Below are 14,894 nucleotides of genomic sequence, written 5' to 3'. Positions count from 1 at the left end.
GATCCAGAAACCTACGCGCCCGGCGGCCCGCGCGGCGCACGACGCCGCCGTACGCTGGTTCAGAGCGAAGGAGCATGGCCATGCGAGACCGCACCCGCCCCGGCGCGTCGACGCGTGCGGCCGTCGTCATCGGCGTGGTCGCACTGACCGCGACCGCTTGCGCACCGGCCGATCCGGCGACGCCGAGCTTCAGCCCGATCGCGACGGGCGCGCCGACCGAGCCCGAGCCATCCGCCGCCTTCGACCGCGGATCGCTCGAGGCGCCCGCCGAGGTCGCGACCGGGCTCGAGGCGCCGTGGTCGATCGCGTTCACCGACACCGGGGCCGCGCTCGTGAGCGAGCGAGACTCCGCCACGATCCTCGAGCTGGCGCCGGGCGGCGGGTCGACGGCCATCGTGCAGGTCGCGGGCGCGGCGCCGCGCGGCGAGGGCGGGCTGCTCGGCATCGCCGTCGGTGATGGGCACCTCTACGCATACGTCACGACCGCCGAGGACAACCGCGTGCTGCGCACGACCGTCGCGGGCGACCCCGGCAGCCTCGTCTTCGGCGAGCTCGAGACGGTGCTCGAGGGGCTGCCCGCCGCGGGCAACCACAACGGCGGTCGCATCGCCTTCGGCCCGGACGGCATGCTCTACGTCACCGCGGGCGATGCCGGCGAGCCCAGCCGGGCCCAGGATCCCGAAAGCCTCGCGGGCAAGATCCTGCGGCTCGAGCCCGACGGCAGCATCCCCGCCGACAACCCGACCCCCGGCTCCGCCGTCTACTCGCTCGGGCACCGCAACCCGCAGGGGCTCGCGTGGGACGACGACGGTGCGCTCTGGGCGACCGAGTTCGGCCAGGACACCTGGGACGAGCTCAACCGCATCGAGCCGGGCGCCAACTACGGCTGGCCGACCGTCGAGGGCATCGCGGGCGACGAGCGCTTCGCCGATCCCGTGCAGCAGTGGCCGCCGAGCGAGGCGAGCCCGAGCGGCATGGCGCACGCCGACGGCCGGCTGTGGATCGCGAACCTCCGAGGGGAGTCGGTGCGCGAGGTCGACCTCGGCTCCCCCGCCGAGTCGACCGTGCATTGGCTCGGCCGCTTCGGGCGGATGCGCGACGTCGTCGCCGCGCCGGACGGCGCGCTCTGGGCGCTCACGAGCAGCACCGATGGCCGCGGCTCGCCGGCCGAGGGCGACGACCGCATCCTCACGTTCGCGCCGTAGCCGGATCACGCCTGCCGGAGCATCCCCTCGACGTCGGGCAGCGACGCGAAGCCGGTGAACGTGCCGGCGTCGGCGATCTCCCTCGCGACCTCGAGCCATCCGCCCCACGCCGCCCGCGCGAGCGTGCCGCCGACGCTGATGCGCCGCACGCCGATGCCGGCGGCCTCCCCCACCGTGATGAACGGCGCGTTGATGAGCAGGTTCACCGGCTTGGGCGCGACCGCGTCGACGATCGCCACGACCTCGTGGAGCGTGCTGATCCTCGGCGCGTAGAGGCAGTCGGCGCCGGCGTCGGCGTAGGCGCGGAGCCGCCGGATCGTGGCGTCGAGGTCGGGCACGCCGACGACGTAGCCCTCGGAGCGGGCCGTGAGCACGACGCCCGAGCCGCTCTCGTCGATCGCTGCGCGGGCTGCGGCGACGCGCTCGACGGCGAGCCCGAGGTCGTGCAGCGGGCGGTCGGCGTCGCCGGTCGAGTCCTCGACGGAGAGGCCGGCGATGCCGGTCGCGGTCGCCGCGAGCACGTTCGCGTGGACCCCGTCGGGGTCGACCGCGAAGGCGCCCTCGAAGTCGGCGTTGAGCGGCACCGAGACGGCCTCCGCCAGTGAGCGCAGGTGCGCGAGGGTCGCGTCGAGCGAGAGCCCGTTGTCGGGACGGCCCGCCGACCACGCAGCGCCCGCGCTGGTGCTCGCGAGCGCCGGGAAGCCCATCCGCTCGAGCACGACCGCGCTGCCGACGTCCCACGGGTTCGGCATGACGAACGTGCCGTCCTCGTGCAGCCGGCGGAACTCGGCGACCTTCGCGGTGGTCGGCATCGCGTCCCTCACCTTCCAGCGGCACCGTACGGCGGCCTGCAACGCGCCACAAGGTGCCGGTTCCGCGTCAGAGCTCCTCGTACACCCGCGGGTCCTGGTCGGCGAGCCGGCCGTCGGGGCGCCCGAGCGCGGTGATGGCCGCGACCTCGTCGTCGGTGAGCGTGACGTCGAGCGCGCCCAGGTTCTCGCGCTGGCGCTCTGGCGACGCCGCCTTCGGCAGCGGCACCGCGCCGCGCGCGATCGCCCACGCGAGCACGACCTGCCCGGCGGTCGCCCCGTGGGCGGCGGAGATCTCGGTGATCTCCGGGCGGTCGAGGATGTCGTTGCCGCGTCCGAGCGGGCTCCACGCCTGGGTGATGATGCCGTGCTCAAGGTCGAAGGCCAGCTGCTCCTCCTGCGGGAAGTACGGGTGCAGCTCGATCTGGTTCACCTCCGGCAGCACGCCGGTCTCCGACCGCAGCCGCTCGAGGTGCTCGGGCAGGAAGTTGCAGACGCCGATCGCACCCACGAGGCCGCGCTCCTTCGCCTCGACGAGCGCGCCCCACGCCTCCACGTACTGCCCGATCCTCGGATTGGGCCAGTGGATGAGGTAGAGGTCGAGCGATGCGAGGCCCGTCCGCGCGACGCTCTCCTCGATGGTCGCGATCGCGGCGTCGTGCGCGTGGTGCCGTCCGGGCAGCTTCGACGTGACGATGAGGTCGCCGCGATCGACGCCATGGCGGTCGGTCGCACGGGCGGCGGCGCCGACCGAGCCCTCGTTCTCGTAGTTGAACGCGGAGTCGAGCAGCCGGTAGCCGCCCTCGATGGCGCGCTCGATCGCTGCCGACCCCGTCTGGCCCTTGAGCCGGTAGGTGCCGAAGCCGAGCACCGGGAGGGTGAGACCGCTGTGCGCGGTGGTGGTGGGGATCATCGGATGCTCCTCTCCCGTGCACCCTACGCGGGGCGGCCGTCAGTGGTGCGCGGGATGCCGCCGCTCGAGCGCGGCGCCCTCGACGTCCACGTTCGGGATGATGCGGTCGAGCCAGGGGGGCAGCCACCACGCGCCCTTGCCGACCAGGTGCATGATCGCCGGCACCAGCAGCATCCGCACCACGAACGCGTCGAGCAGCACGCCGAGCGAGAGGCCGAGGCCCATCGCCTTGATGATGACCGACTCCGAGGCGATGAAGCCCGCGAAGACGGCGATCATGATGAGGGCGGCCGCGATCACGACGCTGCGGCCGGCCCGGAAGCCGCGCGCGACCGCGAGGCGCGCCTCCGCGCCGTGCACGTACGCCTCGCGCATCCCGGTCGTGAGGAAGAGCTGGTAGTCCATCGCCAGGCCGAAGAGGATGCCGACGAGGATGACCGGCAGGAAGCTCAGGATCGGGCCCGGCTGGTGCACGCCGAACAGCTCGCCGAGCCAGCCCCACTGGAACACCGCGGTGACGGCGCCATAGGTTGCGAAGAGCGAGAGCACGAAGCCGCCGGTGGCGATGAGCGGCACGAGCAGCGAGCGGAAGACCATCACCATGATGAGGAACGAGAGCCCCACGACGACCGCGAGGTAGAGCGGCAGCGCGTCGGCGAGCCCCTCGGAGATGTCGATGTTGCTCGCGGCCTGGCCGGCGACGCCGAGCGCCATGTCGCCGTCGACCGGCGGCATCGTGCGCAGCTCGCGCACGAGCGCCTCGGTCGACTCGCTGTTGGGGCCCTCGGCCGGCACGACCTGGAACACCGCGAGGCGCTCGTCGTCCGAGACGGCGATCGGGGCGACCGCGACGACGTCGTCCTGCGCGGCGAGCTCCCGCGCGACGGCGAGCTGCCGCTCCTCGACCTCGAGCTCGTCGAGGTCGCCCGGCAGCGCGGCGGTCACGAGGAGCGGGCCGTTCTGGCCCTCGCCGAAGGCAGCCTCGGTGAGCGTGAACGCGCGGTAGGCGGTCGAGTCGGCAGCCTCCGAGCCGCCGTCGGGCAGGCCGAGGCGCATCGAGAGCGACGGGACGGCGATGGTGAGCAGCACCGCGACCGCGAGCACCGCGCTGATGATCGCGCGTGCGTTCGACATCGGGCGCACCGCCTGGAGCGCATCCGCCGTGGAGCCGTCGGCCTCGGCCGCGGCGGCCTTCTCGATCGCGCGACGGCTGAGGATGCGCCGGCCGGCGAGGCCGAGCAGCGCGGGCGTCGCCGAGATGGCGATGAGCACCGCGACCGCGACGCTCACGGCGCCCGCGACGCCCATCAGGCCGAGGAAGGGGATGCCGGTGATGCCGAGCGCGAGCAGCGCGACGATCACGGTGATGCCGGCGAAGACGACCGCGTTGCCCGCGGTGCCGTTCGCGAGCCCGATCGACTCGACGACGTCGGCGCCGCGCAGCAGCTGCTTGCGGTGTCGGTAGATGATGAAGAGCGCGTAGTCGATCCCGACCGCGAGGCCGAGCATGAGGCCGAGGATGGGCGTCACCGACGCCATCTGCACGAGCCCGGAGAACGACAGCATCGCCATCGCGCCGATCGCGACGCCGAAGATCGCGGTGACGATCGGGAGCGCCGCCGCGAGCAGCGAGCCGAGCACGACGACGAGCACGACCGCCGCGAGCGCGACGCCGACCGCCTCGCCGACGCCGACGATCTCCGGCACGCCCTGCGCGATGTCGGTCGAGAACGAGATCTCGACACCGTCGATCGGCTGTGACAGGAAGTGCGCCATGGTGGCGTCCTTCGACTCCTGCGGCAGCTCGAGGCGCGTCTCGGTGTACGAGACGGTGACGAGCGCCGTGGCGCCGTCGTCCGAGACGAGGCGGATGCCGTCGGCGAGCTCGAGCAGCTCGGCGCCGCGCTCGAGGCGGGCTGCCTGGTCGTCGAGCTCGGCCTGGCCTTCGTCGAGCTGGGCGCGCTGCTCCTCGACGACCGCGCGCTGCGCATCGAGCTGCGCCTGCTGGGCGTCGAGCTGGGCGGTCGGGAAGCCCGCGGCCTCCGCCTGCGCGCGGCCGGCGTCGAGCGCGGTCTGGCCGGCCTCGAGCTGGGCGGCGCCCGCCTCGAGCTGTGCGCGGCCGTCGTCGATCTGCTGCTGTCCGGCCTCGAGCTGCGCGCGGCCGTCCTCGAGCTGGCGCTCCTGCTCGGCGCGCTCCTCCTCGGTCGCGAAGGGGTCGTTCACCGCGGCGACGTCGGGCAGCCCCTCGGCGCCGTCGATGAGCGCGGTGACCTGCTCGCGCTGCTCGTCGGTGATCGCGCCATCGGTGGCGTGCACGACCACGGTGCCCGTCGCGCCGGCGAAGTCGGGCAGCTCCTGCTCGAGCTCGGCGATCACGTCGCCGGAGGCGGTGCCGGGGATGTCGAAGCTCGACGAGAGCCCCTTGAAGCCGATCAGGAAGCCGCCGACGGCGACGCCGAGGATGACCATCCAGGCGATGAGGACCGTCCACGCGCGACGTGCGGCGAACGTTCCGAGGCGGTGCAGCAGCTCGGCCAATGGGTGCCCTTCCAGCTCCGCGAGAGCGCGTGGCCGGGCCAGGCGCTCCCGACTCCGACAAGCCCGCCTAAGATAACACGCAACGTCTCGTCTATTCCTGACACCGAGGAGGATCCGTGGCTCTCCCCCGCACCGGCCCCGTCCGCAGCCAGCCGGCGCGCGTCGCCATCCTCGACGCGACCGCCGCGCTCTTCGCCGAGGTCGGCTACGACCACCTCACGATCGAGGGCATCGCCGCACGCGCGGGCGTCGGCAAGCAGACGATCTACCGCTGGTGGGGCTCGAAGGGACCGCTGGTCGCCGAGTGCCTGCTCGAGGGCCGGCTGCTGCCCGGCCGCCTCACGCTGCCCGACACCGGCGACGTGCGCGCCGACATGGCCGCGTGGCTCACGACCGTCTTCCGCGTCATGGAGGCCGAGCAGCGCCTCGTGCTCTCGCTCATCGCGGCAGCCGCTGAGCATCCGGAGGTGGGCGCGGGCCTCCGCGACAGCCTCACGGGCTCCGCGTCGATCTCCGGCCGGCTGGACGCCGCGATCGGGACGACCGCCAACCTCCAGCCGGGCGCGCTGACCGGCGAGCTCGCGGAGGCGCTCATCGGCGCGGTGGTGCTGCGCGCGCTCAGCCGCGAGCCCGCCGGGCCGGCCGACGCTGAGCGCCTGCTCGACGCCGTGCTCGGCCCGGCGACTTCTCGAGGCCGCCTCAACTCAGCGTGAGCCGCAAATTCAAGAGAGCGCAGGGCGAAGTGCGAACCTTCGGGCCGAAGCCATTCGAGCCACAGCCACTCGACGCTAGTGAATCAACCCTCGACTATGCGCGATGTTGTCGGCTTCCTCCACGAATCCTCTCAGCCGCTCTCGCGCCGTCGCATCATGCACTTTGGACGCCCATACCTGCGCCTTATAGATTCTCTGTTTGACCTGCCGGACGTCGGCCGCGGTCGCCCGGCGGTTCTCAATGAGACGGTCCAAGTCGATCTGTGCGAGCGTCTGCGAAGCGTGAACTAAGTGCCGATAGTCTCGAAGCTCTTCGCCGAGTGACACGCTCTGAACAGCGTGTTGCCAAGCCGCTAGAGAGTGCTGCGGAAGCCGCCGCTCGATGCTCGCCAGGATATTCAAGCCTTGTGCTAGTTGAAAGTCGCGCCGGTTCGTCGCAAGAGCAGACTCAACTGCCGAATGTAAGACGTCACGACCTTTAGCTGGCTGGTCGTTGTCCCGATATAGTGCCGCGAGCACCACCCGCACCCACATCGCGCTGCTCGGGTTCGAGTGCAGAGCGTCCAGAGCACTGCGAACGCGCTCGATGCCGAGCTCTCGATGGCCGAGCGCAAACTCGGCTTGTCCTTCGCCAAGAAGGATCCGGCCTTCGGAGCGTCTTGCTTCACCCTCGGTCGTCGCCGGGTCCGCCAAGAGAGCAGCGCGAGCACTGGCGTACTTCTGCAATGAATGCTCGAGCCCTGGCTCATCGAGGGCGGTCTCGCGAATAACTTGAGCGAACGACGTGCGTGTAATAGCGAGGCCGCGGTAGTCCCCGAGGGCTTCCAAAATGCGCTCGGACTGCTCAAGAAGCGCTACGGCCCGCGGGTCGCGTCCTTGTCGATGTAAGTGTAGTCCCAACAGATGGCTTGCGATGCCCGCAGCTTTATCTTCAGAATCGCTCGCAAGCACTTCGTCGAAGATTGGCGCGGCAGCTTCGTGATCGTCGACCTGCCATCTCGCCAGACCCTCTAGGAAGAGCAGCCGACGGTCGGAATTCAAGGAATACCGGCGAAGGATGTCAGCTGCAGCACTCGCGTCATGCCGTCGACCAACTCGAGCGGACCGATGCACGGTGTCAATCAGTTCATCGAAGGCGTCGACCGAATCGGGATTGGAGGCCGCCCTCAAGGACCGTACGACGACCCGGCTGCCAGAAGGCCCCATAACGGCCGCGAGAGGCTTCTTGAGGGTGGATACAGCTCGAGTGACAAACAGGTTGAGCGCACGATTGACTGTTTCGCGGTCCGCTGTGATGGCAAGTTCTGCTTCCGTTTCGCGCAACGATGCGTGAATGCGGTGCATGCCGCCCACGCGCTCTAGGAGCCCCGTGGCCGCCAGCTCACTTACGAAGTCGCGCGTCCATTGCCGGGAGATCTCGGACACAATTGACTCGTCCGCCAACTCGGCGATGTCGGCAGCCGTCTCCAAGTCGAAGAACGGCACAGTGCTGAGCAAACGGATAGCACGCTGACTGGCGGGCGGGGCCTCAGCGAAAGCAGCCGTCGCCATCGTCACATGCCTCTTCCCGTTATCGTCGCCTGCTCCCGCCGCAGGGCGTAACGTCGGGTGCTGAGGTAGTCGTCGAGCGTCGGCACTACTGTGTCGGCTGCCGTTGCCTCGATATAGCGTGAGACGTAGCGCAACTTGGCTTCATCTGTCAACGCGTGCACGTGCACAGTGTCGCACGTTAGGCCGACGGGTTCTACCAGGCGTTCCAAGGATGTGGTAAAAATCAGCCGCGTTGCCGTGTGAGAGGCGAGCGCTGGGATCGCGACCGTCTGGAACCAGGCCTGCTGCGGGTGCGCTAACCGGTCCCAACCGCTCAGCACCAGCACTACTGGTCCACTCTGCTGCGCCTGCCAGCCGAGCAGCCTCCCCAGCCCTTCGTTGGCCTGCGTCTCTCCATCGAGGTCCGCGGCGACGTCGACGCTCTCGCTGTTCTCGCCGGCAAGGTCGCACCAAGCGTAGATCACGGAAGCGGCGGTGGCCTCGATCATGAGCCCCATCGCGGAGTACTCGAGCACGGCCGCTCCAGCAGCGGCAAGTCTGGATACCACTCGCCTGCTCACATCTTCACGGCCGTCGCGGTCACCACCCGAAACGTTCAGGCCGCCAACGATCTGGACGAGTTGCCCGGCGCCTACCGCATCGCGAACAGTGCTTGCGTGATTGACGAGTCGACACGCATCAATCTCGCTCGCGATTACGGCGCGCACGTCGTCCGTCACCAGTTCACTGCTGTTCGCGCTAGAGAAAACGGTCCAGCGAACGTTCCTGTCGAAGACGAAGTGGCCGTTGAACCCCTCCTTGACTTGGGGTTCCGTCAGCGCGATTTGCATTCGGAGCTTCGAAGTCACCCACTCCCGGATCTGCGCAGCCAGGCCGTCGTCCACGTCGGCGAGCTGAGTCATTTCCAAGTGGATCTCAATGGAGCCGACGGATGTCACAACGAGCTCGACGCCAGAGATGCATCGATGCTTCAACCAATGCGCCGCACTCACCGCCGGTAGACTCGCGTCGGTCCTCGGCTTCAACGCCCGCTCGTTGCGGAGGTCTAACTCGTCCGCCATGAGAAGCAGTGCCGCTAGCAGCCGCAGACGAACTTTCTCACCCTTGACCTGCCGGATTGCAGGCAGCGCAGCCACCACCGCTTCGTAGTAGTCGGACCCGTGCGCCTTCGCCACCTCAGATATCGCATCGCTGAGAGTGGTATCTCGGATCAGGTGATTGAAGGCACCGCCGGTGATCAGATCGCGGGTGCGGGCCGGGTGCGCGCGTCGCACGGCTTCCTGAGCCTCTTCATTCAAGGGAGGTGCCGATCCTTGCATGCCCAGGTCGTGGACCCACGCGGCCGCCTCGAGGATCACGCGCTCGACAGTTGATAGCGCGACGTTGTCGGGAAGCGAGCGAACATCCACGAAGGAGTCGCACATCTCGGCGACGCGCTGCGAGTGAGCATGCGTGTGGTCCGTGTACCACCAAAGGTGCGGCGTTTCCCACCACCGGATAGTCTCCCGCTCGATGTCTTCAAGGAGCTCCTTGAGATCGGGGTACTTCGGCAGCAGTTTCGTCCGGTCCATAGCTCTCGTCGCCCTCCACCTACTCCCGCCTTGGCGTGCGAGCGGCCGCCTCCGCGGCTCGATGCAGTCAAGCACGAAAAGCACGGCCGGGCCGCTGGTGAGGACGTGTCCGACTGAACTTTCCTGGACGGCAGCGACCAGCGCGCGTCGGTCCTCGCATCCCGGCACAATCAGAACTGCCCAACTAGTGGAGCCGAGTGAGGCATTTCGAAACCCGGCGACCGCCCCGCAGCGCACCGCTATGGCCGCAGCAGCACCTTGCCGACGCGGCCGGGCGTGAGGCTCGCGAGCACGGCGCCCCGCACGTCGTCGAACCCGTGCACGCTCGAGACGGGCAGCGTCAGCTCCCCCGCGCCGATCCGCTCCGAGAGCTCGGCGAAGAGCCGCTGCTTGAGCGCCGGCGCCATCTGCCGGCTCACCACGCTGCCCCAGAAGCCGCGCACCGTCGCCTGCTTGAAGATGAGGTCGCCCGACGACAGCTCGAGCGTCGGCGAGCCCATCGCGCCGAACGCCACGAGCGTGCCGCCCTCGGAGAGCACCGACAGCACGTCGCCTGCCGACGAGCCGCCGACCGAGTCGACGCCCGCGACGATCGGCGCGCCGCCCGTGATCGTGCGGATGCGATCGGCCCAGCCGTCCTCGGAGGTCGCCACGATGTCGTCGATGCCCGCGTCGCGCAGCTCGTCGACGCCCGCGGGCCGGCGCACGAGACCGATGACCCGCACGCCGCGCGCTCGCGCGAGCTGCGCGACCATCCGGCCGACCGCGCCGTTCGCCGCGTTCTGCACGATCCACTGCCCGGGCTCGAGCGAGAGGTCCTCGAGCAGGCTGATGGCGCTGAACGGCATCGCGACCAGCTGCGCGGCGGCCTCGTCGGGCAGCCCCGCCGGGGCGGGCATGAGCGCAGCCGCGTCGGCGACGAACTGCTCGGCCCAGACGCCGAAGATCCCGCCCGCGATCACGCGGTCGCCGACCGCGAGCGCCTCGACCCCCTCGCCGACCGCGTCCACCACGCCGACCGCCTCCGTGCCGCTCGCCGCGGGCAGCTCCGGCTTGAAGCCGTAGGTGCCGCGCACGGTCCAGAGGTCGTGGTTGTGGATGGTGGCGAGCGTCGTGCGCACGCGCACCTGGCCGGGGCCGGGCTCGGGGGTGGGGCGATCGGCGACGTGCAGCACATCCTCCGGCTCGCCGAACTGCTCATGGACGATGGCACGCATGCGTGCTCCTCTCGGTCGGTAATTCGGGCGGGGCTCAAGTGCCGGATCCGTAGCGGTCGACGTGGCCGGCCGGCGCGTGACCCGTAGCTCTACCCGACGAAGTGGTTGCTCTTGCCGAGGTTGCACGTCTGGCAGAGGGCCTGGAGGTTTTCCGGCACCGTCAGCCCGCCCCGACTCACCGGCAATTTGTGATCGACGTGCAGCGTCGCGCCTTCACTAGCGGAGGCGCCGCACATACGGCACCGAAACTGATCGCGCCGGAGGATGTCCATGCGCATCCGGCTGTTCATGGCCGCTCGTTCTCGCTGTCGGAGGTACTGCGCGGTCGACTGGCTTGCTCGTTGCTGCTGAGCGTGCCGAAGTCCCGCATGAAGCGCATCGAACCCCCACTCAAAGGAGCGCGCGTATGCGTTCTTGCCCTGCGGGCTGGTGTACTTCACCGTCGAGCGAACCCGCGCCGTCGGCGTTGGTCGCAGCAGTCGTCTCTGCTTGTACAGACGCGCCTCGACGGCATCGAATCGCGACTGCCGCACGCCTTGGTGAGCACTCCTGCCGAGAAGAGAGCCGACCCTCCAGTACGCTCGCTCGTACTCCAGATACTGCTCCAGCACGTGACGGCGCGTAGCGATGCCCGCCTCGAGGATGGCTTCCCGCTCGAGCACGCAGCGAAGCATGAACGCCTCGAGGTCGAACCCGTCGAACTTCGACTTCGAATTCACACGGTCGACGAAGTGGAACTCGAGCGGCGGGTGATGCGCGACCGCGTGGCCAAAGCGGCTGTTGAGCTGATTGAGCTCCTGCAGTGCGGTACTGGCACTCTCGACCTGAGCACGCACGCGCGCCGAGACTGCCCACAGAATTAGCGCGATCACCGCTGCCAAAGCCAGCGCCACGAGGATCGCCGTGAGGATGCTGGCCGATGTCGCGGGGGCGAGCGCTCGCGCGCTGAGTTGCACCGCGTTGGCCGCCGGCGCCAAGAGATGTTCCACGCCGATGACCTTCCCATAGGTGAATCGCATTCATCATAGGCGCCCGGCACGAAGCGAGAGGCTCGAACCGCATCTCAGGGAGCGACCGGTGCTCACGCCGCGGGGCGGCGACGCGCGCGCCACCGGCGACGGAGCGCATCCCATGCGCCGGTCGACCAGAGGGCGACCGCGACGAGCACGGGCTGGAAGAACAGGCGGCCGAAGCGCGCGGCATCGGAGTCGAGGCCGAAGCCGTCGCGCCCCTCCGCCCATTGCGCGATGTTGCCGGGGAAGACCGCGACGAAGAACGCGGCCACGATCCATCCCACGAGCGCACGGTGGCGCCTGACGACGATGAGCGCGATGCCCAGGACGATCTCGACGACGCCGGACGCCACGACGGTGACGTCGGGGTCGAGCGGCACGAAGCCGGGCACCTGCGCCTGGAACTCGGTGCGGGCGAACGTGAGGTGGCCGATGCCGGCGAAGGCGAGCGCCGCGCCGAGCAGCACCCGCACGATCGCGCGCGCCACGTCAGTCGTCCGAGACGGCGATGGAGACCTCGATGTTGCCGCGGGTCGCGTTCGAGTAGGGGCAGACGGTGTGCGCGGCGTCGACGAGCTCGCGGGCGCGGTCCTCCGCGACGCCGGGCAGCACGACCTCGAGGTGCACCGACAGCTGGAAGCCGCCGGAGCCGTCCGGGCCGATCTGCACGCGGCTGCCGACGCTCGAGTCGGTGAGGCGCTCTCGCTGCGACCGCGCGACCGACTGCAGGGCGGAGTGGAAGCACGCGGCGTAGCCGGCGGCGAAGAGCAGCTCGGGGTTGGCGCCTGCGCCGGAGCCGCCCATCTCCTTCGGCACGGCCATCTCGAGGTCGAGCCGGCCGTCGACCGTCGTCACGCGGCCATCACGGCCAGCTCCGGTCGACAGTGCCTCTGCGGTGTACAGCACGTCCATGGTGCTCCTCTCGTCTCGACGGCGCGGATGCGTCGTCATCGTCCTCCGGTGACCGACGAGGGATCGTCGGTCACCGCATGCATCGATGCGGTGATGCCGTGCAGGGTCGCCAGCATCCGCTCGCCGTCGACGTCGCCGTCGAGGCCGAGCCCGCGCGCCACCGCGGACGGGATGTGCGCGAGCTCGGCGCGGAGCGCGGCGCCGCGCGCGGTGGCGCGCACCTCGACGACGCGGGCGTCGGCGCTGCTGCGCTCGCGCACGACGAGGTCGTCACGCTCCATGCGCGCGAGCAGCGGCGACAGAGTGCCGCTGTCGAGCTGCATCTGCTCGCCGAGGTCCTTCACGCTCTGCGGTCCCTCGACCCACAGCGTGACGAGCACGAGGTACTGCGGGTACGTGAGGCTCCACGGCTCGAGCAGCGCGCGATACGCCTGCGTCGTGGCCCGAGCGGCGGAGTAGAGCGCGAAGCAGACCATCTGGTCGGTCACGGGCTGCGGGGGCATGGCTCGAGCCTCGCACAGAAATCAGTTGTGCACAACCGATCGGTCCCGTTGCTTCCTTTACGGTCGCGTCGGTGCGCTGCGCGTGCAGGATGGCTGCCTCGAGGTGTCGCTCGTCGACGATCCCGCGCGATACGGGGTCGTGCTGACCGGTGGTGTCGGCATGGGTGCCGCACACTTGGTCATCGAAGGGTCGGTCCTGCGCTTCGACGACTCGCTCGATCTGCCTCGCCACCAGGCGTTCCCCATCGATGACGCCCCCGAGGCGTACCGCGCCGCGTGTCCTGCTGTCACCGGCCTGATCGGCATGGGACCCTGACGCCTCAGCGCTCCGGCTCACGACGCGCCCGCATCTGCGCGAGGGGCAGCGCGAGCCGCGGGTTGCCCTCGAGCACCGCCTCGTGCCGATGCAGGAAGTCCCAGTAGCCCTCGGTGAAGGCCGACTCCTTCGCCGCACGTGCGGACGGCCACCAGCGGCCCATCCGCTGCAGGTAGGCGCCGCCCGAGACGTAGGGCTTCGTGCCGACCATGCCGCCGTCGGCGAACTGGCTCATGCCGAAGACGTTGGGCACCATCACCCATTCGTAGGCGTCGACGAAGAGCGAGAGGAACCAGCGGTTCACCGATGCCGGCGCGTAGCCCTCGAGCAGGAACCAGTTGCCGAGCACCATGAGCCGCTCGATGTGGTGCGCGTAGCCGTGCCGGAGCACGCGCTCGAGCACCGTGCGGACGGGGAGCGGCAGGTCGTGCGGGATGCCGTCGCCGGTGTACCACCACGGCTCGAGCTCGCGCGTGAGCCCGAGCGCGTTCGCGCCGTCGAGCTCGGGATGCGCGCGGTACATGCCGCGCATGTACTCGCGCCAGCCGATCACCTGGCGCACGAAGCCCTCGAGCGACGGCAGCGGCACGTCGCCGCTCGCCTCGAGCACCGCGTCGACGACGTCGTGCGGGGACAGCAGCCCGAGGTTGAGCGCGGGCGTCAGCACCGAGTGGAAGAGCACGGGCTCGTCGGCCGCCATCGCGTCCTCGAAGCGCCCGAAGTCGGGCAGCCGTTCGTCGACGAACGCGCCGAGCCACGCGCGCGCGTCCTCGTGCGTGACCGGGAGCCAGAAGTCGCGCGCGTCGCCCGGGTGGTCGGGGAAGCGCTCGCGCACCTCGTCGATCACCTCGAGCGTGATCGCGTCGGGCTCGAGCCGCGGCACGGGCGGGATGTCGATGCCGCCCTTCGGCAGCGGCTCGCGGTTGTCGACGTCGTAGTTCCAGCGACCGCCGGCGGGGCTCTCGCCCTCCATGAGGATGCCGGTGCGCTGCCGCTGCCAACGGTAGAAGTCCTCCATGCGGGCCCGCGGGTGGTCGCGGAACCAGGCGTCGAGCTCGGGCTCGGGCGTGAGGAACGCCCGGTCGGCCCAGCGGCGGGTGCGGATGCCGGCCCGCGCCGCGATCCGGTCGATGCGCCGGTCGACGCCGCGGTCGGCGGCGCGCATCCACGCCAGGCCCTCGGCGCCGTGCCGCTCGATGAGCCGGGTGACGCCGTCGGCGAAGGTGAGCCCCTCCCCCATGCGGATGCTGCGCACGGTTCGGCCCTCGCGCTCCAGGCGGTCGACCATGTGGCGCATCGCCGAGAGCACGAGCACGATCTTGTGCTGGTGGTACGGCAGCCGGTCGAAGAGCGCGGCCGACTCGACGAGGAACAGCTCGTCGATGTCGTCGTCGTCGAGCGCGGGATGCCGGTCGAGCAGCTGCGTGCCGAGGATGAGCGCGGCCTTCATCGCGCGCGTCGGGCCTTCGCCGCTGCCGCGCGGCAGGAGCGCGAGCAGTAGCGCACCTGCTCCCACTGATCGCGGCTCGCCCAGCGCTTGCGATCCTCGAACGGACGGCCGCAGTGCTCGCAGGGCTTCTGCTCGCGCGGTGGGCGGGGCATGGCGACAGTGTGCCGGATGCCGCTGACAGCG

General features: G+C 70.1%; 15 protein-coding genes. 3 read left to right on the top strand and 12 right to left on the bottom strand.

Annotated features, from left to right (window positions below; genetic code table 11):
* Nucleotides 1-80: 80 nt before the first annotated feature.
* Complete coding sequence (locus tag ACVWW9_RS10535) at nucleotides 81-1,205, top strand: PQQ-dependent sugar dehydrogenase (protein ID WP_456515475.1); 1,125 nt, start codon at nucleotides 81-83, stop codon at nucleotides 1,203-1,205.
* A 5-nt stretch (nucleotides 1,206-1,210) separates the two neighbouring features.
* Here ACVWW9_RS10535 and ACVWW9_RS10530 read toward each other — a convergent pair whose 3' ends face one another.
* The 3 genes from ACVWW9_RS10530 to ACVWW9_RS10520 all read right to left on the bottom strand — a co-directional run bounded on the left by ACVWW9_RS10530 (nucleotide 1,211) and on the right by ACVWW9_RS10520 (nucleotide 5,465).
* On the bottom strand, nucleotides 1,211-2,017 hold the full coding sequence (locus ACVWW9_RS10530) for an isocitrate lyase/PEP mutase family protein (RefSeq protein ID WP_456515474.1): 807 nt from the start codon (nucleotides 2,015-2,017) through the stop codon (nucleotides 1,211-1,213).
* Between the two features lie 67 nt (nucleotides 2,018-2,084).
* Nucleotides 2,085-2,927, bottom strand: a complete 843-nt coding sequence (locus ACVWW9_RS10525; protein WP_456515473.1) for an aldo/keto reductase — start codon at nucleotides 2,925-2,927, stop codon at nucleotides 2,085-2,087.
* Nucleotides 2,928-2,966: 39 nt separating this feature from the next.
* Nucleotides 2,967-5,465, bottom strand: a complete 2,499-nt coding sequence (locus ACVWW9_RS10520) for an MMPL family transporter (protein ID WP_456515472.1) — start codon at nucleotides 5,463-5,465, stop codon at nucleotides 2,967-2,969.
* A gap of 116 nt (nucleotides 5,466-5,581) precedes the next feature.
* On the opposite strand from ACVWW9_RS10520, the gene ACVWW9_RS10515 reads away from it, so the two are divergent.
* Entirely contained in the window at nucleotides 5,582-6,178 is a 597-nt protein-coding gene (locus ACVWW9_RS10515) for a TetR/AcrR family transcriptional regulator (protein WP_456515471.1), read from the top strand.
* A 75-nt stretch (nucleotides 6,179-6,253) separates the two neighbouring features.
* Here ACVWW9_RS10515 and ACVWW9_RS10510 read toward each other — a convergent pair whose 3' ends face one another.
* From ACVWW9_RS10510 to ACVWW9_RS10480, 7 genes are all read right to left on the bottom strand, one after another.
* Nucleotides 6,254-7,663, bottom strand: coding sequence for a hypothetical protein (locus tag ACVWW9_RS10510; RefSeq protein ID WP_456515470.1), 1,410 nt, complete (start codon nucleotides 7,661-7,663; stop codon nucleotides 6,254-6,256).
* A gap of 68 nt (nucleotides 7,664-7,731) precedes the next feature.
* Nucleotides 7,732-9,300, bottom strand: coding sequence for an HD domain-containing protein (locus ACVWW9_RS10505; RefSeq protein WP_456515469.1), 1,569 nt, complete (start codon nucleotides 9,298-9,300; stop codon nucleotides 7,732-7,734).
* A 239-nt stretch (nucleotides 9,301-9,539) separates the two neighbouring features.
* On the bottom strand, nucleotides 9,540-10,517 hold the full coding sequence (locus ACVWW9_RS10500; RefSeq protein ID WP_456515468.1) for a zinc-binding dehydrogenase: 978 nt from the start codon (nucleotides 10,515-10,517) through the stop codon (nucleotides 9,540-9,542).
* Between the two features lie 89 nt (nucleotides 10,518-10,606).
* Entirely contained in the window at nucleotides 10,607-11,536 is a 930-nt protein-coding gene (locus ACVWW9_RS10495) for an HNH endonuclease (RefSeq protein WP_456515467.1), read from the bottom strand.
* A 62-nt stretch (nucleotides 11,537-11,598) separates the two neighbouring features.
* A complete protein-coding gene (locus ACVWW9_RS10490; protein ID WP_456515466.1) occupies nucleotides 11,599-12,018 on the bottom strand; it encodes a DoxX family protein in 420 nt (139 codons plus the stop codon).
* Between the two features lies 1 nt (nucleotide 12,019).
* Complete coding sequence (locus ACVWW9_RS10485; RefSeq protein WP_123697591.1) at nucleotides 12,020-12,442, bottom strand: organic hydroperoxide resistance protein; 423 nt, start codon at nucleotides 12,440-12,442, stop codon at nucleotides 12,020-12,022.
* Between the two features lie 35 nt (nucleotides 12,443-12,477).
* Nucleotides 12,478-12,945 carry a MarR family winged helix-turn-helix transcriptional regulator gene (locus ACVWW9_RS10480; RefSeq protein ID WP_456515465.1) on the bottom strand — a complete coding sequence of 156 codons (468 nt, stop codon included), beginning with the start codon at nucleotides 12,943-12,945 and terminating at the stop codon, nucleotides 12,478-12,480.
* Nucleotides 12,946-13,048: 103 nt separating this feature from the next.
* Between ACVWW9_RS10480 and ACVWW9_RS10475 the strand changes: the two genes are divergently transcribed.
* Entirely contained in the window at nucleotides 13,049-13,261 is a 213-nt protein-coding gene (locus ACVWW9_RS10475; protein WP_456515464.1) for a hypothetical protein, read from the top strand.
* A gap of 4 nt (nucleotides 13,262-13,265) precedes the next feature.
* Here the strand turns inward: ACVWW9_RS10475 and ACVWW9_RS10470 are convergent, their stop codons facing one another.
* Both ACVWW9_RS10470 and ACVWW9_RS10465 read right to left on the bottom strand, forming a co-directional pair.
* Entirely contained in the window at nucleotides 13,266-14,711 is a 1,446-nt protein-coding gene (locus ACVWW9_RS10470; RefSeq protein WP_456515463.1) for a cryptochrome/photolyase family protein, read from the bottom strand.
* Complete coding sequence (locus tag ACVWW9_RS10465) at nucleotides 14,708-14,863, bottom strand: DUF2256 domain-containing protein (RefSeq protein ID WP_354261420.1); 156 nt, start codon at nucleotides 14,861-14,863, stop codon at nucleotides 14,708-14,710. The genes ACVWW9_RS10470 and ACVWW9_RS10465 overlap by 4 nt, the downstream gene beginning before the upstream one ends.
* Nucleotides 14,864-14,894 lie beyond the last annotated feature (31 nt).

The organism is Agrococcus sp. UYP33 (genome assembly GCF_054060915.1).
Note: the sequence above shows the minus strand (reverse complement) of the source record. Positions and strands in the feature narration are given on the sequence as shown.

Excerpts from the sequence above, each read along its gene's own strand:
- ACVWW9_RS10535 (WP_456515475.1), top strand. The coding sequence starts at position 81 with ATGCGAGACCGCACCCGCCCCGGCGCGTCGACGCGTGCGGCCGTCGTC.
- ACVWW9_RS10530 (WP_456515474.1), bottom strand. The coding sequence starts at position 2,017 with ATGCCGACCACCGCGAAGGTCGCCGAGTTCCGCCGGCTGCACGAGGAC.
- ACVWW9_RS10525 (WP_456515473.1), bottom strand. The coding sequence starts at position 2,927 with ATGATCCCCACCACCACCGCGCACAGCGGTCTCACCCTCCCGGTGCTC.
- ACVWW9_RS10505 (WP_456515469.1), bottom strand. The coding sequence starts at position 9,300 with ATGGACCGGACGAAACTGCTGCCGAAGTACCCCGATCTCAAGGAGCTC.
- ACVWW9_RS10500 (WP_456515468.1), bottom strand. The coding sequence starts at position 10,517 with ATGCGTGCCATCGTCCATGAGCAGTTCGGCGAGCCGGAGGATGTGCTG.
- ACVWW9_RS10495 (WP_456515467.1), bottom strand. The coding sequence starts at position 11,536 with ATGCGATTCACCTATGGGAAGGTCATCGGCGTGGAACATCTCTTGGCG.
- ACVWW9_RS10485 (WP_123697591.1), bottom strand. The coding sequence starts at position 12,442 with ATGGACGTGCTGTACACCGCAGAGGCACTGTCGACCGGAGCTGGCCGT.
- ACVWW9_RS10480 (WP_456515465.1), bottom strand. The coding sequence starts at position 12,945 with ATGCCCCCGCAGCCCGTGACCGACCAGATGGTCTGCTTCGCGCTCTAC.
- ACVWW9_RS10470 (WP_456515463.1), bottom strand. The coding sequence starts at position 14,711 with ATGAAGGCCGCGCTCATCCTCGGCACGCAGCTGCTCGACCGGCATCCC.
- ACVWW9_RS10465 (WP_354261420.1), bottom strand. The coding sequence starts at position 14,863 with ATGCCCCGCCCACCGCGCGAGCAGAAGCCCTGCGAGCACTGCGGCCGT.